This is a genomic window from Bacillota bacterium, assembly GCA_040754675.1.
In the GTDB taxonomy this organism is placed as follows: domain Bacteria; phylum Bacillota; class Limnochordia; order Limnochordales; family Geochordaceae; genus Geochorda.
Genome location: JBFMCJ010000583.1, coordinates 1 through 2,470, shown reverse-complemented (window position 1 = coordinate 2,470; position 2,470 = coordinate 1). Strand labels below are relative to the sequence as shown.

Annotated in this window: 4 protein-coding genes; all 4 read left to right on the top strand. The window is 68.1% G+C overall.

What is annotated here, in order from left to right; translation table 11 throughout:
- Positions 1–551 (top strand): bifunctional UDP-N-acetylglucosamine diphosphorylase/glucosamine-1-phosphate N-acetyltransferase GlmU (gene glmU, locus AB1609_21195; GenBank protein ID MEW6048952.1); only part of this gene is annotated, 551 nt, incomplete at its 5' end.
- A gap of 6 nt (positions 552–557) precedes the next feature.
- Complete coding sequence (locus AB1609_21190; GenBank protein ID MEW6048951.1) at positions 558–1,568, top strand: ribose-phosphate pyrophosphokinase; 1,011 nt, start codon at positions 558–560, stop codon at positions 1,566–1,568.
- Between the two features lie 6 nt (positions 1,569–1,574).
- Positions 1,575–2,261, top strand: a complete 687-nt coding sequence (locus tag AB1609_21185; GenBank protein ID MEW6048950.1) for a 50S ribosomal protein L25 — start codon at positions 1,575–1,577, stop codon at positions 2,259–2,261.
- A 12-nt stretch (positions 2,262–2,273) separates the two neighbouring features.
- Positions 2,274–2,470, top strand: a 197-nt coding sequence (locus tag AB1609_21180; GenBank protein ID MEW6048949.1) for an aminoacyl-tRNA hydrolase, incomplete at its 3' end; no start/stop codon positions are given.

The following is a 2,470-nucleotide window of genomic DNA, read 5'->3' as shown; positions in this document are numbered from 1 at the left end:
GGTTCCGCCGCGACGCCCTGGAGCGGGGCCTTGCGGCCCTGCGCCCCGACAACGCCCAGGGCGAGTACTACCTCACGGACACGGTGGCTGCCCTGGCCTCGGCGGGCGAGCGGGTCGTGGCGCAAGAGGTCAGCGATCCGGTGGAGATCGCCGGCGTCAACGACCGGCGCCAGCTTCGAGAGCTGGAGCATGAGGTGCGGGAGCGGGTGCGGCGATCGCTGATGGCATCGGGGGTGACCCTGTCCGGGGAGCCGGCCCCGGTGCTGGATCCGTGGGTGACCGTGGGGCCCGACACGGTGATTGCCGGGGGCGCGTCATTGCTGGGCGATACCCGGATCGGCCGGCGGTGCCGGATTGGGCCGGGCAGCGTCCTGGTAAACTGTCGGGTAGAGGAAGACGCGAAGGTTGAGGGCGTCACCCTGATTGGCTCCCGTGTTGGCCGGGGGGCATCCATCGGTCCCGGCGCGTGGATTCCCTCTGCCGCCGTCATACGGGCTGGCGCCCGCATCGGGCACTTAACGGGTGACGGCGGCAAAGGAACAGGGGGTTGAAGGGGCATGCTTGACAGCGCGGAGCTTACGCCCCGCCTGGATCATCACCACAAGCGCCTGCGCATCTTCACCGGGACGGCCAACCCGCAGCTTGCCAGGGACGTGGCGTCCTGGCTCGGACTTGAACTCGGGGCGGCGCACATCGGGCGGTTCCGCGACGGTGAGGTGAACGTCCGCATCCTTGAAAGCGTCCGGGGCGTGCACGTGTTCATCATTCAGCCCACGTTTCCACCGGCGGACAACCTCATGGAGCTCCTGGTGATGATTGACGCCATGAAGCGAGCATCCGCCGCTGAGGTAACCGCCGTCATTCCCTACTACGGCTACGCACGCCAGGATCGCAAGATGCAGGCCCGGGACCCCATTTCGGCGAAGCTGGTGGCCAACCTGCTGTCGGCGGCCGGCGCCGACCGCATCCTCACCGTCGACCTCCACGCCGGCCAGATTCAGGGATTCTTCGATATTCCCGTGGACAACCTCAAGGCACTGCCGATCCTCGCCGACTATTTCGCCTCCCTCAACTTGCCCTCGCCGGTCGTTGTGGCGCCTGACGTGGGAGGCGTGGTGCGGGCCCGAGAGCTGGCCGAGCGGCTCGGGTGCGGGCTCGCCATCTGCGACAAGCGCCGGCCGGAACCCAACGTGGCCGAAGTGATGCACGTGATCGGTGACGTCGACGGCCTCACGGCCATCCTGGTCGATGATATTATTGACACCGGCGGTACGCTGGCACAGGCGGCAGCGGCACTGGTCGAGGAGGGGGCACAGGCCGTTTACGCCTGTGCGGCGCACGGGGTCTTCTCGCCCGGGGCTGCCGAGCTTCTGGCCAGGGCGCCCATTGTGGAAGTGGTCGTTACGGATACGATTCCGGTGGCGGGTAGGGTAACTTCTGAGCGGCTGCGTGTGCTGTCGGTTGCACCTCTCCTGGCGGAGGCGATTCGCAGTATCTTCCAGGAGGAGTCCGTCAGCCGCCTTTTTGCGAACCCAACGCCTGCCGGCAGGCGAGCGGAGGTGCGGTAGTCTCTCATGGCGGATCTTCAGATTGCGGTGAAGCCCCGCGGGGGCACGGGGAAGGGCGTGGTACGCAAACTGCGCCAGGCCGGGTGGATCCCGGGCAGCCTGTACGGGCCTTCGGTCAACGTCGCCGTACAGGTCCAGCAGAAGGAACTGGAGCGCTTGCTGAAGAGCGACGGCGCCCGCACGGCGCTGGTCCGGCTGGTCGTGCAGAACGGGGAGCCGTCGGGCCAGGAGTACCAGGTTCTCCTGAAGGAGGTGCAGCGCGACCCTGTCCTGGGACAGGTGCTGCACGTCGACTTTTACGCCGTGCCGCTCGACCGGCCGGTCCGGGCGACGGTGCCCCTTCTGTTCGAAGGTGTCGAGGAGCTGGAGCGCCGGGGCCTCATTCCGGCCATCAGCGAGCGCGAGGTGGAGGTGGAATGCCTCCCGACGGCGATTCCGCGATACTTCGCCGTCAACGTGGCGGAGCTCGAGGAGGGCCAGACCATCACGGTCGGGGAGCTGCAGGTGCCCCAGGGCGTGCGCATCCTGACGGACGGCGATGCCGGCGTGGTGTCGGCGCTTGCGCCGCGTGAGGAGCGCGAGGAGGAACAGACGGCCGCTCCTGCGGCGGAGCAGCCCGCCGAACCCGAGCGGGTCACCCGGCCGCGCAAGGCCGAGGCAGAAGAAGAGCAGGAAGAGGAGAAAGAGGAGTAAAGCGGTTTTCCGGTGGCGCCTGGTACGGCTCCCGTTCGCCTGGTGGTGGGCCTGGGCAATCCGGGCACCCGTTACCAGGCGACCCGGCACAACGCAGGGTTCCGGGCCCTGGATCACCTGGTGCGCCGGCTCGACGGGTACGGGCCGGTGGAGATGTGCCGGGGACGGGTGTTGCGTGCCCGGTGCAACGATATCGAGTGGATCCTCGC